Below are 18692 nucleotides of genomic sequence, written 5' to 3' on the forward strand. Positions count from 1 at the left end.
CCTTACCAGGCCAGGGCGATAAACAGCACGACAATCGTGACGATGGCCGTCACGCCCCACAGCCCGCGGATCACCGGCTCTGGCCCCATTTTTTCGTCTTTCACCACCACGATGGCGGCTTTCGGCGCCAGTTCAAACCAGGTTTTGGTATGCAGCAACGCCGCCAGCAACGTGATGATGTTCAGTAACACGACGACAGGGTTTTGCAGGAAACCGACGAAACCGGCCCAGCTCTCCGGGCCATGCTTGAGCGCGAACAGGCCGTAAATCAGCACAATACTGAACCAGACGGCGGGCACTGAGGTGCCTTCGCGCAGCATGTAAAAGCGGTAGAAGGGCAGCTGTTTCCACCAGCCTGATTCCATCGTCCGTACATAAGGCTTACGTTTCGAGGTCATTATTCACTCCTTGCGCCGGGTTTCAGCATGGCGATTAAGAAATCCTTCGAGCTCTCCACTTTGCTCTGCTGGATAGCCGCGGCCGGGTCGACATGTTTCGGGCAGACTTCCGAGCAGAAGCCGACGAACGTACAGGTCCAGACGCCGTTCTGGCTGTTGAGCTGCGGCATGCGCGCCTTCTGGCCCTTATCGCGACTGTCGAGGTTATAACGGTGCGCGAGCGTAATCGCCGCCGGGCCGATAAACTCCGGGTTCAGGCCGAACTGCGGGCAGGCGGCATAGCACAGGCCGCAGTTGATGCAGCCGGAGAACTGATGGTATTTCGCCATCTGCGCCGGCGTCTGGGTGTTCGGCCCCTGGTCCGGCGTGCGCGTGTTGCCGATGATATAGGGCTTAATGGCCTCAAGGCTCTCGATAAAGTGGGTCATATCGACCACTAAATCGCGCTCGATCGGGAAATTCGCCAGCGCCTCGACTTTCATGCCGGAGGTATAGTCGCGCAGGAAGGTTTTGCAGGCGAGTTTCGGCACGCGGTTGACCATCATCCCGCAGGATCCGCAGATAGCCATGCGGCATGACCAGCGATAGCTTAAATCCGGCGCCAGGTTGTCTTTGATATAGCCGAGCGCGTCCAGCAACGACGTTTGCTCATCCCAGGGCACGTCGTAAAACGCGCTGTGCGGCGCGTTATCGGTTTCCGGGTTATAACGCACCACTTCAATGCGTAGCGTGTTCATCTCAGCCATTCGCCGTCTCCTTTTTATCGGCCGCTTCCGATTCCGCGCCATACACGCGTTTCGCCGGAGGCAGGGTGGTAATCTTCACGTCGCTGTAATCGAGGCGAGTCGTACCGTCAGCGTCGCGGAAGGCGAGGGTATGACGCAAAAAGTTAACGTCGTCGCGCTCGGTGCAGCCTTCGTCAAGACGCTGATGCGCGCCGCGCGACTCTTTACGCGCCATCGCGGAGTGCGCCATACATTCGGCGACGTTCAGGCCGTGGCCAAGCTCAATGGTGTAGAGCAAATCGGTGTTGAACACGCTGGAGGTATCGCTGATGCGCACGCGCTTAAAGCGCTCCTGCAGCTCCGCCAGCTTATCGATGGTTTTCTGCATCAGCTCCGGCGTGCGGTAAATGCCGCAGCCTTCTTCCATCGACAGGCCCATTTCGTCGCGGATTTTCGCCCAGCTTTCATTGCCTTCCTGGTGAACAAGCGTATGCAGGCGCGCTTCGACATCCGCGGCCTGTGCGTTCAGCGCGTCGTCGCGGGCGGACGTCGTTTCCATTGCGCGATCCATCGCCTGTGTACCCGCCAGTTGACCAAACACCACCAGCTCCGCCAGCGAGTTCGATCCAAGACGGTTAGCGCCATGCAGCCCCACGGATGAGCATTCGCCGACGGCAAACAGCCCCTTGATGCGGGTTTCGCACTGCTGATTGGTTTCGATGCCGCCCATGGTGTAATGCGCCGTCGGGCGTACCGGGATCGGCTCTTTTACCGGATCGACGCCCACGTAGGCTTTCGCCAGCTCGCAAATGAACGGCAACCGCTCCAGCAGTTTTTTCTCGCCGAGGTGGCGCAGATCGAGATACACCACATCGCCGCGTGGCGTGGCGATGGTGTTGCCTTTGCGCCACTCGTGCCAGAAGGCCTGCGACACTTTATCGCGCGGCCCCAGCTCCATATATTTGTTCTTCGGCTCGCCGAGCGGCGTTTCCGGCCCCATGCCGTAATCTTGCAGGTAGCGGTAGCCGTTTTTATTCACCAGGATGCCGCCTTCGCCGCGACAGCCTTCCGTCATCAGAATGCCGGAGCCCGGCAGGCCGGTCGGGTGATACTGCACGAACTCCATATCGCGCAGCGGCACGCCGTGCGCCAGCGCCATGCCCATACCGTCACCGGTGACGATGCCGCCGTTGGTATTGTAGCGATAGACGCGCCCCGCGCCGCCGGTCGCCATCACCACCGCGTTCGCACGGATCTGCACGAGCGTGCCTTCCATCATGTTCATCGCCACCAGGCCGCGGGCCTGGCCATCGTCCACCAGAATATCGAGAACAAAATGTTCGTCGAAGCGCTGGATTTGCGGGAATTGCAGGGAGGTCTGGAACAGGGTGTGGAGCATATGGAAGCCGGTTTTATCAGCGGCAAACCAGGTGCGCTCGATTTTCATGCCGCCAAAGCGTCTGACGTTAACCGAGCCGTCCGGGCGGCGGCTCCACGGGCAACCCCACTGCTCAAGCTGAGACATTTCGCGCGGGCAGTGCTTAACGAAATAGTCCACCACGTCTTGCTCGCACAGCCAGTCGCCGCCGGCGACGGTGTCGTGGAAGTGATACTCAAAACTGTCATGATCCTGCGCCACGGCCGCCGAACCGCCTTCGGCGGCGACGGTATGGCTGCGCATGGGATAGACTTTTGAAATCAGTGCGATTTTAGCGTTGGGATTACGCTCGGCCGCCGCAATGGCTGCCCGCAGTCCCGCACCGCCGGCACCGATAATGGCGAGATCGGCTTGAAAAGTATGCACGACATTCCTCCGGGTTTTAGTTATTCCCACCGCGCGGTAACAAAGGTGAAAACTCGGGGCTGCGCGGGGGTAAAGCGTTCCCCTGCTCCTTTTTGGGTAGCTGAGTATAACCTTAGCCCCAAAGGGGAAATTTGATGTGTTCGATTTTTTGGGGCGTTACGACGCCTTTTACCCGGCGGGTTAATTGAAGTGGCTCACAAAATGCAAAGCCGGTGCGCGGGAGGGAAAATGTGCGCAAAATTTGTCTGGCGAACGGGATACGAGTAGACTTCGTGCCCTTGTTTGACGACGGAGAAAGTACCATGAGCGAGACGGCCACCTGGCAGCCGAGCGCATCCATCCCCAACCTGTTAAAACGCGCCGCCATCATGGCGGAAATCCGCCGCTTTTTCGCGGACCGCGGCGTACTGGAGGTGGAAACCCCCTGCATGAGCCAGGCGACGGTAACCGATATTCACCTGTTCCCGTTCGAAACGCGTTTCGTCGGCCCCGGCCATTCTCAGGGGATCAATCTCTATCTGATGACCAGCCCGGAATATCATATGAAGCGCCTGCTGGCGGCAGGGTGTGGGCCGGTGTACCAACTGTGCCGCAGTTTTCGCAATGAAGAGATGGGACGTCACCACAACCCGGAATTCACTATGCTGGAGTGGTATCGCCCGCATTATGATATGTACCGCCTGATGAACGAGGTGGACGATCTTCTGCAGCAGGTGCTGGAGTGCCAGCCCGCCGAGACGATCTCCTACCAGCAGGCTTTCCAGCGTCATCTGGAGATAGATCCGCTGTCGGCGGATAAAACCCAGTTGCGTGAAGTGGCGGCGAAGCTTGATCTGAGCAATATCGCGGATACCGAAGAAGATCGCGATACGTTGCTGCAACTGCTGTTCTCCATGGGCGTTGAGCCGCATATCGGTAAAGATCGCCCGGTGTTTGTTTATCACTTCCCGGCAAGCCAGGCGGCGCTCGCGCAAATCAGCACCGAAGATCACCGTGTGGCGGAGCGCTTCGAGGTCTATTACAAAGGCATTGAGCTGGCGAATGGTTTCCATGAGCTGACCGACGCGCGCGAACAGCAGCAGCGTTTCGAGCAGGATAATCGCAAACGCCTCCAGCGCGGTCTGCCGCAGCAGCCGGTGGACTACAACTTGCTGGAAGCGTTAAAAGCGGGCCTGCCGGATTGTTCCGGCGTGGCGCTGGGCGTGGATCGCCTGATTATGCTGGCGCTGGGCGCGGAGAGCCTCGCTGACGTGATCGCCTTTACGGTAGACCGGGCGTAACGGTCGGTAATCTGTGGCGGGTGCGCTGCGCTTACCCGCCCTGTTAAAACGATATCAACCTTTGTAGGGGGGTAAGCGCAGCGCACCCGCCTCATGTACTACGCGTATTCACCGCCATAAAAAAGGAGCCTTTAGGCTCCTTTTTCTTTACATGCTTCCCGGCGTGCGGGTAGTGCGCCCGGCTGAGCTTAACGTTCGCGCCATGCGCTTGCCGTCGAGAGTCTCCAGACGCATCTGGAATGGCGGGAACGGCATCTCGATGCCGTGCTCGCGGAAACCCTGCAAAATCAGCTGATGAATTTCGTGGCGCAGCGGCATACGGTGTCCCATTTCAGCGGCGTGAATACGCAGCTCAAACAGCTGAATACCCTGCTGCAAATCGACCAGAAACACTTCCGGCGGCGGGTTATCAATCACATACGAACACTTCTCGGCGGCGCGATAGAGTATCTGCGTCACCTCTTCGCTGTTGGCATCCGACGGCGCAGGCACCGTCAGCACCACACGCGTGACCGAATCCGAGAGCGACCAGTTGATAAACTGCTCGGTGATAAACGCCTTATTGGGCACGATAATCTCTTTACGATCCCAGTCGCTGATAGTGGTGGCGCGGGTATTAATACGCGTCACGCTGCCGGTTAAATCGCGAATCGTCACCGTATCGCCGATGCGGATCGGCTTCTCAAAGAGAATAATCAGGCCGGAAATAAAGTTGGCGAAAATCTCCTGCAAACCGAAACCGAGCCCGACGCCGAGCGCCGCCACCAGCCATTGCAGCTTCGACCACTCAATGCCAATCATGGAGAAGCCCACCAGGCCGCCAATCAGCATCAGCAGATATTTGGTGATGGTGGTAATGGCGTAGCCGGTGCCAGGCGTCAGCTCCAGGTGTTGCAGCACTACCAGCTCCAGCAGCGCGGGCAGATTACGCACCAGCTGCGTGGTGACGATAAACACCAGGATAGCGATCAGCACCGCGCCAAGCGTAATCGGCTCAATGCTCTCCACACCCTGCACGGTCGAGGTGACATCCCACAGCGAAATGTTCTCAAGGAAGCCGAAAGCCGAGTGGATTTCCGACCACAGCACAATCACGGACAGCAGCGCGATAAGCGTCAGGATCGAACGCACCAGGCGCAGCGACTGGGCGCTGATCGCATCGAGATCAAGCTCCGCGACTTCCACCTCCACGCTGCCTTCGGTGCTGTGCCCGTGATGCGGTTCTTCTTCGCCGCGGGCGCGCTGGGCCAGAATTTCCGCACGACGCGAGCGGGCGCGGTCAAAGGCCAGGCGACGGCGCTGAATAAGCATCCAGCGGCGGATGATGTGGTAAATCACCAGCAGCAGGAACCAGATGGCGACGGAGGTTTCCAGACGCGCCAGCAGCGCCTGCGCGGTCGCGAGATACCCGACGGCTGCGGCGAGGATAGCCATCAGCGGCGCGCACAGCATCATGTTCCACAGCAGCCGGTTGACCCAGTTGTCGCCGTTGCCTTCGTTATCGAGATAAAGCGGAATGCCCGCGCGCTTGAGGCTGAGCGTGACGATCGCCAGCGCGCCGCAGATAAGCACAAAGCAGAGCCGCCCCAGCGAGCCGGAAAATTCACGGTCGTTGAGATTATCGAAGGTAATCAGCGCCATGATGAGCGGTACGATAAAGCCAATGCTCATCAGGTAGTAGCGCATCGCGCGGGCGACGCGGTTGCGCGGCCAGCCGAAATGCGTGGTAAAGAGGCCATTGGGACGCGCGAAGGCGGCTGAAATCATCACAACCCACAGCAGCGGCACCGTGGCGGTGACGCCGTCGCCGACCGCCACGGCGATAGGGTAGGGCCAGGCTTCGCGAAGGCCATAGCCGAGCGTCGCCCACAGCACCGGCAGCGGCGACGCCACCAGAATCGACCAGAAAACTGTGCGCAGCGTCAGCCAGAAGTGGTCCTGCGTGACTTTACCGACCCGCGCGCTGGAACGCTCCAGAAACGCCGCAAAGTGACGTCGGGAGCTGATGCTAAAGCCTACCAGCAGCAGCGCGCCAAACAACGGCAGCAGCGTTTCTTTGCTGGTTACCATCATCACGGCGGCTTTGCCAAGCTGGCCGAAAGAGTCGAGCGAGATAAGACGGCGCAAATCCTGCACGATATCCACCGGCCAGCTGATGCTGAGCGGGCTGACATCGGCGGTCCAGAACAGATAGCGGTGCGTCGCCTCGTTCACTTCTTTCAGCGCGTCCTCAAGCTGGCTGTTCGCCACTTTCAGCTTGGTAAGCTCAAGGATTAACGTATCGCCGCCCTGCAACAGGGAGCCGAGCAGTTCGCGCTGGGTGCGCAACTGCGCCTCAAGAATGCGGTTCTGCTCCGCCGTCAGCGGTTTGCCGTCTGTCTGGCGCAACTGGCGCAGCTGCGGCTGCTTGTTGAGCTGATCTTCATAGCGCAGGCGATGGACGCGCAGCTGGGCCATTTCGGTATCAAGCTGCTGAAGCTTTGGCATCTCCGGCAGGCGCGACACCTGCGCGCGCAGCGCCTCGCCAAGCACGTTGGAAACGCCGAGCCACTGCGACTGTTCACGCAGCGTGGTTAACGCCTGACGCACCTGCATGGTCTGGCTGGTGGCCTGACGCTGTTGGGACGCGACCAGATCCATGCGCTGCGCCTGCTGGTTCAGCGCGCGCGACAGTTCGCGGTTGACGTTGAACTGCTCGACAATGGCGGGGGGCAGGTTGGCGCTGTTTTCGGCCAGCAGTTCGGTGCTTTCCAGCGCGCGCTCAGCTTCCTGCTGGCGCTGGCTGTTAAGCTGATTGCGCAGCGCCTGGAGATAAGCATCCAGCTGTTCGCTTTGCTTTTGCGCAAGTTCGGCGCGCAGGCGCGCCAGCTCCTGGCGGTTGCTGGCGGAGAGCTGGGCGAGTTCGAGTTCATCAACGCGGGCTTTGAGCTGGGCTGATTCAGCCTGCTGGCTGAGAAGCTGCGCGGCCCCGAGCGCACTGGAGCCGGTCGGCGCGCCCGCGCGGCGTTCCATGTCGTTAAGCTGACGGCGCGCGTCGGTTTGTTGCTGGGGAAGCTGGCTTAAGGAGTCGGCGATTTCACGCGCGCGATCCTGCTCCTGCTGCGCTTCACGGCTCTTCTCCAGCAGCTGACTGCTGACCTGGAGGATCTCCTGATTGAGCGCGTCGGTGGTAAGCCCCGTAGGCACGCGGCGCGGCTCATCGCGCAGGTTGTTGAGTTGCTGGCGCAGCGACTGCGATAACTTTGGGAAATTATCGATAACCTGCTGATATTGCTTCGCGCGCTCCAGGGAGGCTTTTCGTTCCTCAAGCGCGTTTTGCGCAGATTGTAAGGCTTCAACCACTTGCGCCTGATCGGGCTGGTTTTTGGCCGCTTTGGCCTGCTCCAGCTCCTGCGCTATCTGTTTTTCATCAGGCGCTGTCGCGGCGTTCGCCCAAAAGCTCAGGCTCCAGGCCAGCAGCACGTAAAGGATCAGGCGCACGTCATTTTACCTTTTTCTTAACGGTCGTGGTCGTTATCTACCAGTGGGTTGGCATCGCGCTCGGCTTCAGCTTCTTCGGCTGAAATCACCGCAGGCGCGACATCGGCTGCGACCGCTTCGACCGAAACCGCGAGCGGCTCGCCCAGACGAGTGACGGAGAGGCTTTGCAGATGCTCGACCAGCTCCACTTTGCCCGGCGCGAACAGGTTGATAACCGTAGAGCCCAGCTTAAAGCGGCCCATCTCCTGGCCTTTCAGCAGCGCCACGGCGCCGTCGCTTTCGCCCGCCGGGTACGTCCAGCGCTTGATGATGCCTTCGCGCGGCGGGGTGATGGTGCCAGCCCAGACGGTTTCGATGCTCCCCACAATCGTCGCGCCTACCAGAATTTGCGCCATCGGTCCGAATTCGGTGTCGAACAGACAGATAACGCGCTCGTTACGGGCGAACAGGTTCGGCACGTTTTGCGCGGTCAGGTGGTTTACGGAGAAGAGATCGCCCGGCACGTAGATCATTTCGCGCAGGATGCCGTTGCACGGCATATGCACGCGGTGATAGTCACGCGGCGACAGGTAAGTGGTCGCGAAGGTGCCGTTACGGAACAGATCGGCCATCAGATAGTTGCCCGCCAGCAGCGCTTCCAGCGTGTAGTTATGGCCTTTGGCCTGCAAAATCTTATCGCCTTCGATGCGTCCGAGCTGGCTGATAACGCCATCCGCCGGCATAGACAGCACGTTCGGGTCGGTATTCAGCGGGCGAACTTCATCACGCAGCGGACGCACGAAAAACTCGTTAAAGGTGCGGTAGCTGGCGGTATCGGGCTTCTGCGCCTCGCTCATATTGACCTTGTAGTATTTCACGAACAGATCGATGACCAGTTTGGTCAGCCAGCCTGCGCGTTTGCTCGCGCCCCAGCCGGCAAGGCGGGTGAGCCACTGTTTAGGCAGAATATATTGCAGCGAAAGTTTGATTTCGTTTAACAAGGTAGCCTCCAGGCCAGTGTTTCATCGTTCCTGGCCCGGCTGAACGCCGGGCCTGTCAGAAAAAGGGGGCTGATTCTAACGACGCCGGGCGTCATTGTCAGTCGTCGCTTTCGGAAAAGTTTTTACGCGTTTTGACCTGCGCCATGCTTTCCAGAATCCGGTGATAGTTATCGAAACGGGTTTCGGCGATGTCGCCGCGCTCCACGGCTTCGCGGATGGCGCAGCCAGGATCGTTGCCGTGTTTACAGTCGCGGAATTTGCACAGGCCCAGGTAGTCGTGGAATTCGATAAAGCCCTGGGTTATCTGCTCCGGCTCAAGGTGCCACAGGCCGAACTCGCGCACGCCCGGCGAGTCGATGACTTCGCCGCCGCCGGGGAAGTGGTAGAGGCGCGAGGCGGTGGTGGTGTGCTGGCCAAGACCGGAGTTATCAGACACGTCGTTAACCAGAATCTGATTGTCCTTCAGGCCCAGCAGATTATTCAGCAGGCTCGATTTACCCACGCCCGACTGCCCGGCGAAGATACTGGTGCGGTCGATGAGCGCCTCTTCCAGTTCTTTCAACCCTTCGTCTTTGTAGCTGGAAACCAGCAGGACGCGATAGCCGATACGGCGATAGATATCCATCTGCTCATTGACGAAGGCAAGGCCCTTTTCATCAAGCAGGTCGGTCTTGTTCAGGACCAGTAACGGTTCAACGTCCAGCGTTTCGCAGGCCACCAGATAGCGGTCGATAATATTCAGCGACAGCTCCGGCAGGATAGCTGAGACGATGATGATTTGGTCGATGTTCGCGGCGATAGGCTTTACGCCGTCGTAGAAGTCCGGACGCGTCAGGACAGACGTGCGCTCGTGCACCGCATCGACAATGCCTTTGCCCTGGACATTTTCTTTCGCCGGGCGCCAGACGACGCGATCGCCAGTGACCAGCGACCGGATGGTGCGGCGAATGTTACAACGGTGCACCCCGCCGTCAGACGATTCGACGTCGGCATGCTGACCAAAACGACTGATAACGCGGCCGTCGCGAGGCTCACCAAATTGCGAGTCGTCGGGATCGGCTTTCTCCGGAGTCTGTTTGAGCCGGCGCTGATGGTTCGCTGATACGCGGCGTTGCTGACCTTTGGAGAGTTTATTTTTGCTCAATCTTAATGGCTCCTGGTCGCCCCTGGTGGGCAAAACCTCTATGATACCAGCTATTGTAAATGAATTAACTGCCTGTCACCCCAGCGTGACGCGATAACGGATGGAAAATAGCATGAGTGCCAATGAAAACAACCTCATTTGGATCGATCTGGAAATGACCGGGCTCGACCCGCGACAGGATCGCATCATCGAGATAGCCACCCTGGTGACCGATGCCAACCTCAACATTCTGGCGGAAGGGCCGGTTATCGCCGTACATCAGTCTGACGAGCAGCTGGCGCTCATGGATGACTGGAACGTGCGCACCCATACCGCCAGCGGGCTGGTGGATCGCGTTAAGGCCAGCACGATGGGCGATCGCGAAGCGGAACTGGCGACGATCGAATTTCTCAAGCAGTGGGTGCCCGCCGGGAAGTCACCCATCTGCGGCAACAGTATCGGCCAGGATCGCCGCTTCCTGTTTAAGTACATGCCGGAGCTGGAAGCGTATTTCCACTACCGCTATCTCGATGTGAGCACGCTGAAAGAGCTGGCGCGCCGCTGGAAGCCGGAAGTGCTCGACGGCTTAAAGAAACAAAATACCCATCAGGCGCTGGACGACATCCGCGAATCGGTGGCGGAACTCGCTTATTACCGCGAACATTTTATTAAACTGTGACGCCAACGAGGGGCTAAGCCCCTCTTTTGTTGATAAAGTGATCGCTTTGGCGAATAAAAAAGCAGTCAGACAAAAATCACGAAAAAAAGCGTTTAAGGGGTTGCGGTAGAAATCATTTCTCGTATAATGCGCCTCCCGTAACGACACAGAAATGTGAATTACGCAGAGCGGGAATAGCTCAGTTGGTAGAGCACGACCTTGCCAAGGTCGGGGTCGCGAGTTCGAGTCTCGTTTCCCGCTCCAAAATTTGAAATCGCCGAAAGGCAGCACCACCCAATCAACGTATTTCGGATTGCGACAAGGCGGCAACGGAACGAATTCTTGGGAGCTTACTTAAGTAAGTGACTAAGATGAGTGAAGGCAGCCAACGCAGTGGCAGTCAGAAAGACAAAGATTAAGCGGGAATAGCTCAGTTGGTAGAGCACGACCTTGCCAAGGTCGGGGTCGCGAGTTCGAGTCTCGTTTCCCGCTCCAAAATTTGAAATGCCGTAAGGCAACACCACCCAAGCGGGAATAGCTCAGTTGGTAGAGCACGACCTTGCCAAGGTCGGGGTCGCGAGTTCGAGTCTCGTTTCCCGCTCCAAATCTCCTCGATTGTACAAATTATCCACAGCGATAAAGCGCGCTACGGCGGGTTTTTTACGTTTATCCAAAACAGTTCTGAACAGAGTTATCCACAGATCGCAGAAAGTTATCCTGCGAGCGAGAATGATAATTTTATTCACATCTTTTCTTTATCTTATTGATATTTAAAATAAATAATTTATTACCAAATGTTATTTTTGAGGCTTTTTGATAAACAGGGCCTTTGAATGACAAGACTTTTTTAATTTTATTCACAGGAAAACGCCTTTAGGCGTCGCGCGGCAATCCTTTTTCGATCACCCTGACCAGTCGCTGTTTCTGCGGCAACTGCACTTCCACCACGCATGCATTACGTTTGTCTGTTTGTTGCGCAATCGCCCAGTCAATATGCTCATCAAGAAGTGGGTGCTCACCTTTGCGTTGCTGCAGCGCCGTGATATTGGCTTCATCCCAGGGCGCGTTACCGAGCGCGACCGCAATATTACGCAGCCAGCGTAAGTGGCCGATGCGGCGAATCGCCGATCCTTCCGTAACTTTCAGAAAGTGCGCTTCGCTCCAGCTAAACAGCTCAATCAGCTTCGGCGCATGCAGCGCCTGGCGTGGGCTGAAATCCGCTTCGTCGGTGAGCTGTGAAAAACGGTTCCACGGGCAAATCAGCTGGCAGTCATCGCACCCATAGATGCGGTTGCCCATCAGCGGGCGAAATTCTTCCGGAATGGCGCCTTCAAGCTCAATGGTGAGATAGGAGATACAGCGGCGGGCATCGACCGTGTACGGCTCGACAATCGCGCCGGTGGGGCAGATGGTCATGCAGGCCACGCAGCGCCCGCAGCCGTCTTCCACGGGCTTATCCACCGGCAACGGCAAATCCACCAGCAGCTCGCCAAGAAAGAAAAACGACCCGGCATCGCGGCTTAAGATCAGGGAATGTTTGCCGGTCCAGCCGAGGCCCGCTTTTTCGGCGAGAGGGCGTTCAAGGATGGGCGCGGAGTCGACAAAAGGTCTAAAATTCAGCGACGCGCAATGCTGTTGCAGCGTTTCGCCGAGTTTTTTCAGGCGGTTTCTCAAAAGCTTATGGTAATCGCGCCCCAGGGCGTAACGGCTTACGTAGCCGAGCGAGGGATCTTTCAGCGTGCTGGCAAAGGCCGCATTGGCAGGCAGATAATTCATGCGCACGCTGATAACGCGCAGCGTGCCGGGCAGCAGTTCATGCGGGCGGGCGCGCAACATACCGTGACGCGCCATCCACTCCATCTCGCCGTGGTACTGTTTATCCAGCCACGCCTGTAACGCGCCTTCGCTGGCGCTGAGATCGGTATCGGTAATACCGACCTGCTGGAAACCCAGCTCGGCACCCCATTGTTTAATTTTTTGCGCTAACTGATTGAGATCGAGGGGTTCAGACATGACGGACCACGGGATGAACAAAAACGACGCCAGTATACCACACTCCGTCTGGCCCGCAGACTGGCTGCGTACGGCGGAGCGTGAGGCGGCGGACAGCCTCGGGCTGACGTTATACGAACTGATGCAACGCGCGGGCGATGCGGCGTTTCAGGTGGCGCGCGCGGCGTATCCGCACAGCCAGCGCTGGCTGGTGCTGTGCGGCCACGGCAATAACGGCGGGGACGGCTATGTTGTGGCGCGCCTGGCGCAGGCGGCGGGCATTGAGGTAACGCTGCTGGCGCTGGAGAGCGACAAACCTTTACCGGAAGAGGCGCAGGCCGCGCGTGAGGCCTGGCTCGGCGCAGGCGGCGAAATCCATGCGCCGCACACGCCGCTGCCGGAGACATGCGATCTGATCATCGACGCGCTGCTCGGCACCGGGTTTTCGCAGGCGCCGCGTGAGAACATCGCCACGCTGATTGAACACGCGAACCAGCATCGCGCGCCCGTGGTGGCGCTCGATATTCCTTCCGGCCTGCTGGCGCAAACCGGCGGCGCGCCGGGCGCGGTCATCCATGCCGCGCACACCGTGACGTTTATCGCGCTCAAGCCGGGCCTGCTCACTGGCCGCGCTCGCGACGTCGTCGGGCGATTGCATTATCACGCGCTGGGTCTGGAGGCGTGGCTTGTCGGGCAACAGGCGCCGTATGCGCGCTTCGACGCAACGCAGCTTTCCCGCTGGCTCAGGCCGCGCCGCGCAGGCTCGCACAAAGGCGATAACGGCAAGCTGGTAATTATCGGCGGCGATCATGGCACCGCTGGCGCTATCCGCATGACCGGCGAGGCGGCGCTGCGTGCGGGCGCAGGTCTGGTGCGAGTACTTACTCGCGCGGAAAACATTGCGCCGCTTGTCACCGCACGCCCGGAGCTGATGGTGCATGAACTCACCAGCGACGCGCTCGACGCGAGCCTGGAATGGGCCGACGTGGTGGTCATCGGGCCGGGGCTCGGGCAGCAGGAGTGGGGCAAGTCGGCGCTGGCGAAAGTGCGCCAGTGCGACAAACCGATGCTGTGGGATGCGGACGCGCTTAACCTTCTGGCAATCGCTCCCGATACCAGTCACAATCGCATTCTTACGCCGCACCCCGGCGAGGCCGCGCGGCTACTTAACCGTAGCGTGGCAGAAATTGAGAGTGACCGCTTACTTAGCGCCAGAGAGCTGGCGCAGCGCTACGGGGGTTGCGTGGTGCTGAAAGGCGCGGGAACGGTGGTAACAGGACCGCAGGACGAATGCGGCATTATCGATGTCGGCAATCCCGGCATGGGCACGGGCGGCATGGGCGACGTGCTTTCAGGGATTATCGGCGCGTTGCTGGCGCAGGGGCTTAACCCCTATGACGCCGCCTGCGCAGGCGGCGTGGCCCACGGCGCGGCGGCGGATGCGCTCGCGCAGCGCTTTGGCACGCGCGGCATGCTGGCGACCGATCTGTTTTCCACGCTCTATCGTTTTGTTAACCCGGATATAGACACAGACCAGAATCATGATTAATCGCGTTATACCTTTACCCGAAGAGCAGGCCACCCTCGACCTTGGCGCACGCGTGGCGCGCGCCTGCACAGGCGCGACCGTTATCCACCTTTACGGCGATTTGGGCGCGGGCAAAACCACGTTCAGCCGTGGGTTCCTGCAAGCGTGTGGTCATCAGGGCAATGTCAAAAGCCCGACGTACACGCTGGTAGAGCCTTATACGCTGGAAAACAGAATGGTTTACCACTTCGATCTCTATCGCTTGGCCGATCCGGAAGAGCTGGAGTTTATGGGCATCCGCGATTACTTCACCGATGACGCCATTTGTCTTGTCGAATGGCCGCAGCAGGGGGCGGGCGTGTTGCCGCCGCCAGACATCGAAATCCACTTGTCATGGCAGGATCAGGGGCGTGAAGCGCGGGTGAAAGCGGTCTCCGCCGCCGGCGACGCGCTGCTGGCTCGCCTCGCCTGAACGCAAGGACGACAGGATGATCACACGCATGAAAAACTGGGTAGTGGCGCTTCTGCTGGCGATATGCGCGCCCGCGTTCGGGGCGACGCTGTCCGATATTCAGGTTTCCAACGGCGATGGCCAGGCGCGGATCACCTTAAGTTTTATGGGCGATCCTGAATACGCTTACTCGCAGCAGGGTAAGCGCAGCGTCGCCCTTGATATTAAACAGACGGGCGTGATTCAGGGGCTGCCGCTGATGTTCAGCGGCGAAAACCTGGTCAAAAGCATTCGCGCCGGTCAGCCCAACGATAATCAGTCGTTGCGCCTGGTGGTCGATTTAACCAAAGACGGCAAAGCCCGCGCCGTGAAGCAGCAAAAGGGCGCAGGCTATAACGTCGTCTTCACGATCGATGCCGATGAACCGCCTCCACCTCCGCCGCCCGTAGTGGCGCAGCGTGAGCCTGTCGCCGCACCCGTTCGATCGTCCGAGCCTGCGCGCAACCCGTTCCGCTCGGATAACGACCGCATCACCAGCGTCGTCGGCAGCAATACCGTGACGCGGCCGGGGCGCAGCGTCAGTCGGGCGACGACATCCGATCGCGTGGTGGTGGCTATCGACGCAGGACACGGCGGACAAGACCCTGGCGCTATCGGCCCCGGCGGCGTGCGCGAGAAAAACGTCACCATCGCCATCGCCCGTAAGTTGCGTACGTTGCTCAATGACGATCCGATGTTCAAAGGCGTGCTGACCCGCGACGGCGACTATTTTATCTCGGTGATGGGCCGCTCCGATGTGGCGCGCCAGCAAAACGCGAACCTGCTCGTGTCGATTCACGCCGACGCCGCGCCTAACCGCGACGCCACCGGCGCGTCCGTCTGGGTGCTCTCTAACCGCCGCGCCAACAGCGAAATGGCGAGCTGGCTGGAGCAGCATGAGAAGCAGTCGGAACTGCTCGGCGGCGCGGGCGACGTGCTGGCTAACAGCCAGGCGGACCCGTACCTGAGCCAGGCGGTGCTGGATTTGCAGTTCGGCCATTCGCAGCGCGTCGGTTATGATGTCGCCACCAGCGTGCTGGGGCAGCTTCAGCAGGTGGGCTCACTGCATAAACGCCGGCCGGAACACGCAAGCCTCGGCGTACTGCGCTCGCCCGATATCCCGTCGGTACTGGTAGAAACGGGTTTTATCAGCAATAACGGCGAAGAGCGCTTGCTGGCAAGCGACGATTATCAGCAGCAAATCGCCGAAGCGATTTATCAGGGGCTGCGCAATTACTTTATTGCACATCCGCTCCAGGCCGCGCCAAAGGGTGACGGCGGAACGGGGCAGACCGCCCGCTCCGCTGACAACGCCACAAGCCAGGTCACCGTGATTCAGTAAGGAGAATTCATGCCGATTCAGGTTCTGCCGCCGCAGCTTGCGAACCAGATCGCCGCGGGCGAGGTGGTGGAGCGCCCTGCGTCGGTCGTGAAAGAGCTGGTAGAAAACAGCCTCGACGCTGGCGCCACGCGCATTGATATCGATATCGAGCGTGGCGGCGCGAAGCTTATCCGCATTCGCGACAACGGCGGCGGCATTAAGAAAGACGAGCTGGCGCTGGCGCTGGCGCGTCACGCCACCAGTAAAATCGCCTCGCTGGACGATCTCGAAGCCATTATCAGCCTCGGCTTTCGCGGCGAAGCGCTGGCCAGTATCAGCTCGGTATCCCGTCTCACGCTGACTTCTCGCACCGCCGATCAGCATGAAGCCTGGCAGGCTTACGCCGAAGGCCGTGATATGGATGTGACCGTCAAACCAGCGGCGCACCCGGTCGGCACCACGCTTGAAGTGCTGGATCTGTTCTACAACACCCCCGCGCGGCGCAAATTCATGCGCACCGAGAAAACCGAATTCACGCACATTGACGAAGTGGTGCGGCGTATCGCGCTGGCGCGTTTTGACGTAACGATTAATCTCAGCCACAACGGCAAAATGATGCGCCAGTACCGGGCCGTACAGGGCAACGCGCCGCGCGAGCGACGTCTTGGCAGCATTTGCGGCCCGGCGTTTCTTGAGCAGGCGCTGGCTATTGAGTGGCAGCATGGCGATCTGGCGCTGCATGGCTGGGTGGCGGAGCCGAAAGCCACCACGGCGGCGCTGGCCGAAATCCAGTATTGCTATGTAAATGGCCGTATGATGCGCGACCGGTTGATCAATCACGCGATTCGTCAGGCCTGCGAAGATAAACTCGGCATCGATCAGCAGCCTGCGTATGTGCTGTATCTGGAAATCGATCCGCATCAGGTGGATGTGAATGTGCATCCGGCCAAGCATGAGGTGCGTTTTCACCAGTCGCGGCTGGTGCACGACTTTATTTATCAGGGTGTGGTGAGCGTGCTTCAGCAGCAGGCGGCAAACCCGCTCTCGTTGAATGAGCCTGCCGAAGACGCGCCGCGCTGGCATCCGGAAAACCGCGTCGCGGCGGGGAAAAACCAGTTCGCCGACCCGGCGCCGCGCGAGCGTGAACGCGCAACCATCCGCGAAAGCGATGCGCCGCGCCATGCCTCCGGCGGTGCGTCAGCAGGTACCGGGCGCAGCGGCGCCAGTAACGGCGGCTGGCCGAATGCGACGCCGGGCTACCAGAAACAGCAAGGCGCGTTGTATAAGCAATTGCTGGAGACGCCCGCCGTCACGTCGCCTGTCGCGCCCGCGACTGCCGCAACGCGTGAAACGGCGCCGCCTGCGCCTGCGCTGGAGGGGCATTCGCACAGTTTTGGGCGAGTACTGACGCTGGTATCTGAAAACGTGGCTTTGCTTGAGCGCGACGGCAAATTAATGCTGCTGGCCTTAAGCGTGGCGGAGCGTTGTCTCAAACAGGCGCAGCTGTTGCCGCGTGATGAAGCGCCCTGCGCACAGCCGCTGCTGATTCCGGTTCGTCTGAAAATTTCTGGCGATGAGCGCGAGGTGATGACGCGTGCGCAGCCGCAACTGGCGCGTCTGGGTATTGAAATCGTCCTCGACGGGCATCACGTGACAATTCGTGCAGTGCCTTTACCCTTACGCCAACAAAATTTACAAATCTTGATTCCTGAACTGATAGGCTACCTGGCGCAGCAACCAAACGCTTACGACGCCGCTGTTGCCGGATGGCTTGCCCGCCATCTGGTTATCGCGCAACCGTGGAGCGTCGCGCAAGCCATCGCGACGCTGGCGGAGCTTGAAAGGCTGTGTCCGCAGATGGTGAAAACGCCGCCGGGTGGTTTATTGCAACTTATTGATTTACAACCGGCGATGAATGCCCTGACACATGAATGACGTAAGTAAAACTGGCCTTCCTAAGGCGATTTTTCTGATGGGGCCGACAGCATCGGGCAAAACGGCGTTAGCCATTCGCCTGCGCCAGACGCTGCCGGTAGAGTTGATTAGCGTGGATTCCGCGCTGGTCTATAAGGGCATGGATATCGGCACCGCTAAGCCTGATGCGCACGAATTGTCGCAGGCGCCGCACCGCTTGCTGGATATTATCGATCCCGCGCAGGCTTACTCCGCGGCCGATTTTCGCCGCGATGCGCTAAAAGAGATGGCGGATATTGTCGCCGCCGGGCGCATACCACTGCTGGTGGGCGGCACCATGCTCTACTTTAAGGCGCTGCTGGAAGGGCTTTCGCCGCTTCCGTCGGCGGATCCGACCGTCAGAGCGGAGATTGAACGACAGGCCGCAGAGCAGGGATGGGACGCATTACACCGCAAGCTTCAGGAAATAGATCCTGTCGCGGCGCAGCGAATCCATCCCAACGATCCGCAAAGGCTTTCCCGGGCACTGGAAGTTTTTTTCATTTCGGGTAAAACTTTAACGGAACTGACGCAGACGTCAGGAGAAGCTCTGCCCTATCAGGTGCATCAGTTCGCCATCGCCCCGGCGAGCCGTGAACTGCTCCATCAGCGCATTGAGCAGCGTTTTCACCAGATGTTGGCTTCAGGTTTTGAGGCAGAAGTCCGGGCGTTATTTGCCCGTGGAGATTTGCATACGGACATGCCTTCCATTCGTTGTGTGGGTTACCGGCAGATGTGGTCTTATCTGGCGGGTGAAATTTCATATGACGAAATGGTTTATCGAGGTATTTGCGCCACGAGACAGTTAGCGAAGCGGCAAATGACCTGGCTGCGCGGTTGGGAAGGCGTACACTGGCTCGACAGTGAAATGCCTGAACAGGCGTACAGCGATGTGTTACAGGTTATTGGTGCGAAGCAACAATGAATGTGTACAATTGAACCGTATCGTGCGCGGATTTT

Annotated in this window: 14 protein-coding genes and 3 tRNA genes; 10 read left to right on the top strand and 7 right to left on the bottom strand. The window is 59.2% G+C overall.

Features of this window, described 5'->3' with window-relative positions; genetic code table 11:
* Positions 1-2: 2 nt before the first annotated feature.
* The 3 genes from frdC to frdA are packed head-to-tail and all read right to left on the bottom strand — an operon-like array spanning position 3 to position 2927.
* On the bottom strand, positions 3-398 hold the full coding sequence (gene frdC / locus AB8W27_RS02460; RefSeq protein WP_007764482.1) for a fumarate reductase subunit FrdC: 396 nt from the start codon (positions 396-398) through the stop codon (positions 3-5).
* A complete protein-coding gene (locus AB8W27_RS02465; RefSeq protein WP_015742605.1) occupies positions 398-1144 on the bottom strand; it encodes a succinate dehydrogenase/fumarate reductase iron-sulfur subunit in 747 nt (248 codons plus the stop codon). The genes frdC and AB8W27_RS02465 overlap by 1 nt, the downstream gene beginning before the upstream one ends.
* Positions 1137-2927, bottom strand: a complete 1791-nt coding sequence (gene frdA, locus AB8W27_RS02470) for a fumarate reductase (quinol) flavoprotein subunit (RefSeq protein WP_041923962.1) — start codon at positions 2925-2927, stop codon at positions 1137-1139. Before frdA ends, AB8W27_RS02465 begins: the two co-directional genes overlap by 8 nt.
* A gap of 302 nt (positions 2928-3229) precedes the next feature.
* On the opposite strand from frdA, the gene epmA reads away from it, so the two are divergent.
* Positions 3230-4207: an elongation factor P--(R)-beta-lysine ligase gene (gene epmA, locus AB8W27_RS02475; RefSeq protein ID WP_015742603.1), complete on the top strand. Its 978-nt coding sequence runs from the start codon at positions 3230-3232 to the stop codon at positions 4205-4207.
* A gap of 147 nt (positions 4208-4354) precedes the next feature.
* Here the strand turns inward: epmA and mscM are convergent, their stop codons facing one another.
* From mscM to rsgA, 3 genes are all read right to left on the bottom strand, one after another.
* Positions 4355-7687: a miniconductance mechanosensitive channel MscM gene (gene mscM / locus AB8W27_RS02480; RefSeq protein WP_015742602.1), complete on the bottom strand. Its 3333-nt coding sequence runs from the start codon at positions 7685-7687 to the stop codon at positions 4355-4357.
* 17 nt (positions 7688-7704) lie between these two features.
* Complete coding sequence (asd, locus tag AB8W27_RS02485) at positions 7705-8667, bottom strand: archaetidylserine decarboxylase (RefSeq protein ID WP_041923961.1); 963 nt, start codon at positions 8665-8667, stop codon at positions 7705-7707.
* A 97-nt stretch (positions 8668-8764) separates the two neighbouring features.
* On the bottom strand, positions 8765-9811 hold the full coding sequence (gene rsgA, locus AB8W27_RS02490) for a small ribosomal subunit biogenesis GTPase RsgA (protein WP_015742600.1): 1047 nt from the start codon (positions 9809-9811) through the stop codon (positions 8765-8767).
* A 112-nt stretch (positions 9812-9923) separates the two neighbouring features.
* Between rsgA and orn the strand changes: the two genes are divergently transcribed.
* The 4 genes from orn to AB8W27_RS02510 all read left to right on the top strand — a co-directional run bounded on the left by orn (position 9924) and on the right by AB8W27_RS02510 (position 11052).
* Positions 9924-10469: an oligoribonuclease gene (gene orn / locus AB8W27_RS02495; protein ID WP_004385284.1), complete on the top strand. Its 546-nt coding sequence runs from the start codon at positions 9924-9926 to the stop codon at positions 10467-10469.
* Positions 10470-10636: 167 nt separating this feature from the next.
* Positions 10637-10712, top strand: a tRNA-Gly gene (locus tag AB8W27_RS02500).
* 155 nt (positions 10713-10867) lie between these two features.
* Positions 10868-10943, top strand: a tRNA-Gly gene (locus AB8W27_RS02505).
* Positions 10944-10976: 33 nt separating this feature from the next.
* Positions 10977-11052, top strand: a tRNA-Gly gene (locus AB8W27_RS02510).
* A gap of 269 nt (positions 11053-11321) precedes the next feature.
* On the opposite strand, the gene queG is transcribed toward AB8W27_RS02510, so the two are convergent.
* Positions 11322-12461, bottom strand: a complete 1140-nt coding sequence (gene queG, locus AB8W27_RS02515) for a tRNA epoxyqueuosine(34) reductase QueG (protein WP_015742599.1) — start codon at positions 12459-12461, stop codon at positions 11322-11324.
* On the opposite strand from queG, the gene nnr reads away from it, so the two are divergent.
* Genes nnr through miaA form a run of 5 tightly spaced genes read left to right on the top strand, consistent with a single transcriptional unit; the run spans position 12460 to position 18657 of the window.
* Positions 12460-13989: a bifunctional ADP-dependent NAD(P)H-hydrate dehydratase/NAD(P)H-hydrate epimerase gene (gene nnr / locus AB8W27_RS02520; RefSeq protein WP_015742598.1), complete on the top strand. Its 1530-nt coding sequence runs from the start codon at positions 12460-12462 to the stop codon at positions 13987-13989. The genes queG and nnr overlap by 2 nt on opposite strands.
* Positions 13982-14440 (top strand): tRNA (adenosine(37)-N6)-threonylcarbamoyltransferase complex ATPase subunit type 1 TsaE, encoded by a 459-nt coding sequence (gene tsaE / locus AB8W27_RS02525; RefSeq protein ID WP_007702130.1) that lies wholly within the window; start codon positions 13982-13984, stop codon positions 14438-14440. The genes nnr and tsaE overlap by 8 nt, the downstream gene beginning before the upstream one ends.
* Positions 14441-14456: 16 nt before the next feature.
* On the top strand, positions 14457-15800 hold the full coding sequence (gene amiB / locus AB8W27_RS02530) for an N-acetylmuramoyl-L-alanine amidase AmiB (RefSeq protein WP_015742597.1): 1344 nt from the start codon (positions 14457-14459) through the stop codon (positions 15798-15800).
* Positions 15801-15809: 9 nt separating this feature from the next.
* Positions 15810-17714 carry a DNA mismatch repair endonuclease MutL gene (gene mutL / locus AB8W27_RS02535; RefSeq protein WP_015742596.1) on the top strand — a complete coding sequence of 635 codons (1905 nt, stop codon included), beginning with the start codon at positions 15810-15812 and terminating at the stop codon, positions 17712-17714.
* Positions 17707-18657, top strand: coding sequence for a tRNA (adenosine(37)-N6)-dimethylallyltransferase MiaA (miaA, locus tag AB8W27_RS02540; RefSeq protein WP_015742595.1), 951 nt, complete (start codon positions 17707-17709; stop codon positions 18655-18657). The genes mutL and miaA overlap by 8 nt, the downstream gene beginning before the upstream one ends.
* The last annotated feature ends 35 nt before the right edge of the window (positions 18658-18692 follow it).

It is taken from the genome of Cronobacter turicensis, assembly GCF_041222865.1.
GTDB lineage: Bacteria > Pseudomonadota > Gammaproteobacteria > Enterobacterales > Enterobacteriaceae > Cronobacter > Cronobacter turicensis.

Excerpts from the sequence above, each read along its gene's own strand:
- tsaE (WP_007702130.1), top strand. The coding sequence starts at position 13,982 with ATGATTAATCGCGTTATACCTTTACCCGAAGAGCAGGCCACCCTCGAC.
- frdC (WP_007764482.1), bottom strand. The coding sequence starts at position 398 with ATGACCTCGAAACGTAAGCCTTATGTACGGACGATGGAATCAGGCTGG.
- mutL (WP_015742596.1), top strand. The coding sequence starts at position 15,810 with ATGCCGATTCAGGTTCTGCCGCCGCAGCTTGCGAACCAGATCGCCGCG.
- amiB (WP_015742597.1), top strand. The coding sequence starts at position 14,457 with ATGATCACACGCATGAAAAACTGGGTAGTGGCGCTTCTGCTGGCGATA.
- AB8W27_RS02465 (WP_015742605.1), bottom strand. The coding sequence starts at position 1,144 with ATGGCTGAGATGAACACGCTACGCATTGAAGTGGTGCGTTATAACCCG.
- miaA (WP_015742595.1), top strand. The coding sequence starts at position 17,707 with ATGAATGACGTAAGTAAAACTGGCCTTCCTAAGGCGATTTTTCTGATG.
- orn (WP_004385284.1), top strand. The coding sequence starts at position 9,924 with ATGAGTGCCAATGAAAACAACCTCATTTGGATCGATCTGGAAATGACC.
- epmA (WP_015742603.1), top strand. The coding sequence starts at position 3,230 with ATGAGCGAGACGGCCACCTGGCAGCCGAGCGCATCCATCCCCAACCTG.
- queG (WP_015742599.1), bottom strand. The coding sequence starts at position 12,461 with ATGTCTGAACCCCTCGATCTCAATCAGTTAGCGCAAAAAATTAAACAA.
- nnr (WP_015742598.1), top strand. The coding sequence starts at position 12,460 with ATGACGGACCACGGGATGAACAAAAACGACGCCAGTATACCACACTCC.